Source organism: Trichlorobacter sp. (assembly GCF_030247655.1).
In the GTDB taxonomy this organism is placed as follows: Bacteria; Desulfobacterota; Desulfuromonadia; order Geobacterales; family Pseudopelobacteraceae; genus Trichlorobacter.
Genome location: NZ_JAOTRZ010000235.1, coordinates 1 through 4,394, shown reverse-complemented (window position 1 = coordinate 4,394; position 4,394 = coordinate 1). Strand labels below are relative to the sequence as shown.

Here is a 4,394-nt window from a genome sequence, read left to right as displayed (position 1 = left end):
GCGTAATACTTCTCAATATGTTTACGCGACCGTGCAATGGTGAGTTGATCCAGTAGGGTAAAGTAATCAAACCCCAGCATCTCAATCAACCGTGTGGGAGTCTTTTCTGATTCTTCCAGATCAAGCCAGCGGTTGAACTGTTTCTGAGCCAGGCGGGTGGTGTTATCAATACTGGTTATTCCGTGGTCAAGCAGGGCGGTATCATCACCTTCGGTTGCAAAGGCGATTTGGTTACGCAAATCAGCCAGGCGGTTGTTGACCGGAGTGGCTGAAAGCATCAGGATACGGGTCTTTACCCCTTCCTTGATGATACGACGCATCAAACGATCATAGCGAGATTCTTTGCCCTTGTGGGTGGCCTTATTGCGGAAGTTGTGTGATTCATCAATGACCACCAGATCATAGTTGCCCCAGTTGACATGGGTCAGATCAATATCGCCGGATGAACCGTTATCACGGGACAGGTCAGTATGATTGAGCACATCGTAATTAAAACGGTCAGCAGCCAGGATATTGCGCCGGTCATTGGCCTTGTAGATGGTCCAGTTGTCACGCAGACGCTTGGGGCAGAGCACCAGCACCCGGTCATTGCGTAGTTCATGATATTTGATGATGGCCAGGGCTTCAAAGGTCTTACCCAAACCAACACTATCGGCAATGATACAACCACCAAAACGGTTCAGCTTGTCGATGGCTCCGACCACGCCATCACGCTGAAACTTGAACAGCTTTTTCCAGACAATGGTGTTTCGGATACCGGTGGCTGATTTGACAATACGGTCTTCATCAAGCTCTTCCCCCTGGTCTTTGAACAGGTGATGCAGGATCAGGGTATAGATAGTGAAAGGGTCTCGATGAGAAGCCAACTCTTGCAGAGATGTAACCAAGGCATCTTTTACATCCGGTGATGAAGGCAGGCTGTTCCAGAGAGAAGTAAACCATGACCCAAGCATGGCCGACTCTTCGGGGCCTTCTGCACACTGGATCAGGCTGAATTGATTCCCAGGGGTTAAACCAAGTCCATCCGTGGTAAATGGACAATTGCCGGTGATAATCGCCTGCTGGCTGGGGTCTGGATGGTGTGCGATGATAGCAGACTGCGGGAGGAATGTTGGAACACCACGAACTTCTGCATTTTTTTGAATCCATTCACTGCAAATTCTTGCCAGCCAGCGCACCTGAAGCTGATTACGTGAAGGACGGTCTGCGTGGGTTCCAATAAGCCCAAGGTCTGTGCCATCTCCAGATGGAATGACTAAACGGCACTGATTGAGCTTTTCCATTAAGCTGCGGAGTTCAGCAAAGGCAAATAGTGAGAATGAGGGCGTGGCAATGTCCAGAGTTGATTGAGCGTGTAGACTTTTTCGTAGTTCGTCTACGACACGGTCATTGCCAGTGTTTTTTATGAGTTTCATAGCAGATACTCGCTTCAGATTTGTATACGATTGTCTTACCACAGGGATTGCCAGCTGGCAAAGCACCTTGAAAAGTTTTATAGGATTGCAGTAACGCGTAATGTCTTCATTTGTCTGCAATTTGTTTAAATGTAGTTAGTAAAAATTAGGGTTTTACGTTGAGACTGACAATGACCTTCACAGTTCTCCTTTTTTCTCCTTTTTGTGGTTAACAAAACGTAACAAGCGTTGCAGAGGTGCTATCGAAAGCTAATCATTAGAGTGACGTCTGAAACTGATTGCCTTTCGTGTTTGCCTCAACTGGCAGCCCCCGTTTTTTATGCGGCTATGGCTAGAATATATAGAAAGAGTCAAGGTTCCTTTACCAGCAATTTTGTGTTTTCGGTCTTGGGTGCAAGCACGATACAGACATTCTTGTGAGCTGATAGTATTGGCCCCAAGTCCGACTGATAACAAGGGGCCAATACTGGGAATCTAATTTTATTTCCTTTTGCGTGCTGCACGGGCTTTAGTGATGTTGCTTGTGTCAGGCGGCGGTGGCTGCCAAGTGCGCCAAGCTTTGCTAATACTGTAATCAGCTGCGCATCCTCGCCCGTTTAAAATACCTCCAGGGCAGACAAGCTCAATAAAGCCGACATCATGTAGTTCCTTGATTGCGCGGCAGAAGGTTGTCCTGCTGATAGATAGCAGCTTGGTTCCCTCGCTGACCGTGAACTGGAACACTGGCCTGCCCCCGAATTTCTCCTGATATGCCGCTGCTCGGCCCTGTTTTGCGATGCAGATGATCAAAATGTCGGTGGCATTTTTAGTCAAGTGCCGCCATGCTGGTATCAGAACGTGGTCATATATTTTGATTTTAGAGAACCAGTTCTCTGCCTTCGTTGCCCCTGTGGCACTACGACCATTGGGCAGCATAGTTGCGTGCTTTGCTGGTTTATACGGAGGCATTGTGTACCCCCTTTGTTCTGCGGGGCCTGCCACGCTTAGCTCCAGGTGCGACAGATACAGGCTCATACTGCTTTTTTGCCAGTTCCTCTAGCCAGATATCAACAGAGTCCTCATTCCATACCACTGAATTTGGCCCAATATTAATAGGTTTGGGGAACCCACGATCGCGCATATCGCGATGAATTGAGGCTCTGGATCTTCCGCCGAGCTTTAAAGATAGTGCCGGAAATTTTAAATATCGTTTTGTCATAAAAGTCTCCATATAATTTGAGAAGTAAGCGGTGTGCACGCCGTTTCTTCGCTTATCGCATGAAGACTTTTATTTGTGGCTCAATTGTGTTTTAGAAAACTCAATTGAGTTTTGCATTTTAATATTATTGGTTTTTTATTCGTTTGATGAGTTCAGATCCAGCTTTTAGGTGACTCCTTATCGTGTTGTCACAGACGTTCAGCCCTACCTCGTCAAATCCTTTTCTTATATCTTTTAGTGCATCACCATTTTGCTTAGCCTTCGGATCATAGCTGTATCCATCTATCGCCATTGCTACCAGCATCTTTTGAAGTGTTTCAATGGTACGGGTACTTTCTTTTGTATCAGTTTCTGGTTTCTTTATGACGGGGAGCAGGGATTGAAAGCCTTCCCAGACAATGGCTTTATATTTATCATCAATATGTGCATCGTAATTGAATAGCCTTCCATCTCGAAGTTCATATTGGTGGCGGCTATATGTGTCTAAATACGCTTGCCACATCCGTTCGAAGTCTTCCCGCCACATGAAAGCATCTGCAGGGAGTATTTTTAACGCTTCAGTGTGCCATTCACTCTGTTTTATGCCTCGTACTCCTGTTTTCTTTTCTTCGTGGCTAGCAAGCTGCCTATGGGGTTCTATTTCCCAGAGTATAATATCCCATTCCGTTGTTAGCATACGCACAGGGATTCCTTCATCATTCACCCGGTACGCATAGAAATCCTGTTCCTGTTCGTCTGACTTTAGGTCGTCAGATTTGATTTCTTCACCGTCCTCGTCAGTCTCTGGGTAATTGTCGTAATCTGGATCTTTGGGGAATCCTCCTGCGTTCCATCGATGTGTTAAGATTTGGGGAAGCATTACTCTGCCGAAAGTGCCTTGTGTAATAAATGGTATCCAGCGGACAGGAACAATTTCCTTGCCGTCAATGATGAGTAATCTCACTTTACGCCTCCTGTAGCGCACTTTCTCTGTATTTGAAGAAAAGCTAACAAATTAGGTGACTTTCAGCCTCTTCATACCTGATTGCAGAACATAGCTCATGCAATGCCTTTAATGCATCCAAAACACTTGATGCCCAACCAGCACCTGAACGGAAGCCGAACTGCCAGTCAGCTACCGCCATGGCAACATCAAATGGGTTACCATCATCATATAGCTCTTGTACGGACTCAAGGTCTTCACAGGCAATAGTAATGTCCTCAAAGGGATTATTCTTTTGATTCTTGAGATAATGCCCATAGCGTTCCATCATAATACCTTCAAAATCTGTAGGTAATTCGCAGATTGGATATTCGCCAAGCTCGGCATCATTCTCAAGAAGAGCCAGCCGTACGCCTCTTGCGTAGAGTTCAGCAAGCAAGCGGATCAGATGCAGGAGTTGCTCCTCACCTTTTCGACTGGTTTCAGCTTGCTGCTGCAAAAAGCCCGATAAGACGTATTGTCTTAATATTCTAATTGATGCGACAAATTCGGTGATTTCTGATAGCAACTCCCCATGTTCATCGTAGATGGGGCTGACAAAATCTTTCGGACCAGAAAACCGCATGATGCCATCAGAGTGTTCAATCCGTTCGATGATCATTTCAGCTTCATGCAACTGATCACTTGGAACCACTATGGCGTTCCAACAACAGCCGCCACCGTCATCACAGTCATAGCCTTTATCCTCAAGCCGCCAGTCAATATGTGGAGCAATCTTTTTCAGATGTTTCAGCAGCCGTCGATAATTTATCGCACCTTCATCGGAGCAGTCTTCGTCTTCCTCGTTGTCGGGATATTT

The 4,394-nt window shown here is 46.2% G+C and carries 5 protein-coding genes; all 5 read right to left on the bottom strand.

Features of this window, described 5'->3' with window-relative positions; translation table 11 throughout:
• Positions 1-1,415 (bottom strand): SNF2-related protein (locus tag OEL57_RS14610; RefSeq protein WP_300741444.1); only part of this gene is annotated, 1,415 nt, incomplete at its 3' end.
• A gap of 480 nt (positions 1,416-1,895) precedes the next feature.
• On the bottom strand, positions 1,896-2,363 hold the full coding sequence (locus OEL57_RS14605) for a hypothetical protein (RefSeq protein WP_300741443.1): 468 nt from the start codon (positions 2,361-2,363) through the stop codon (positions 1,896-1,898).
• Positions 2,350-2,613: a helix-turn-helix transcriptional regulator gene (locus OEL57_RS17110; RefSeq protein ID WP_414718533.1), complete on the bottom strand. Its 264-nt coding sequence runs from the start codon at positions 2,611-2,613 to the stop codon at positions 2,350-2,352. The genes OEL57_RS14605 and OEL57_RS17110 overlap by 14 nt, the downstream gene beginning before the upstream one ends.
• A gap of 124 nt (positions 2,614-2,737) precedes the next feature.
• Positions 2,738-3,556 (bottom strand): hypothetical protein, encoded by an 819-nt coding sequence (locus OEL57_RS14600; protein WP_300741442.1) that lies wholly within the window; start codon positions 3,554-3,556, stop codon positions 2,738-2,740.
• 43 nt (positions 3,557-3,599) lie between these two features.
• Positions 3,600-4,394: hypothetical protein (locus OEL57_RS14595; RefSeq protein WP_300741441.1), on the bottom strand; the 795-nt coding region annotated here is incomplete at its 5' end.

Bases quoted from the DNA above. Each gene is read 5' to 3' on its own strand.
- OEL57_RS14605 (WP_300741443.1), bottom strand. From the start codon at position 2,363: ATGCCTCCGTATAAACCAGCAAAGCACGCAACTATGCTGCCCAATGGT.
- OEL57_RS17110 (WP_414718533.1), bottom strand. From the start codon at position 2,613: ATGACAAAACGATATTTAAAATTTCCGGCACTATCTTTAAAGCTCGGC.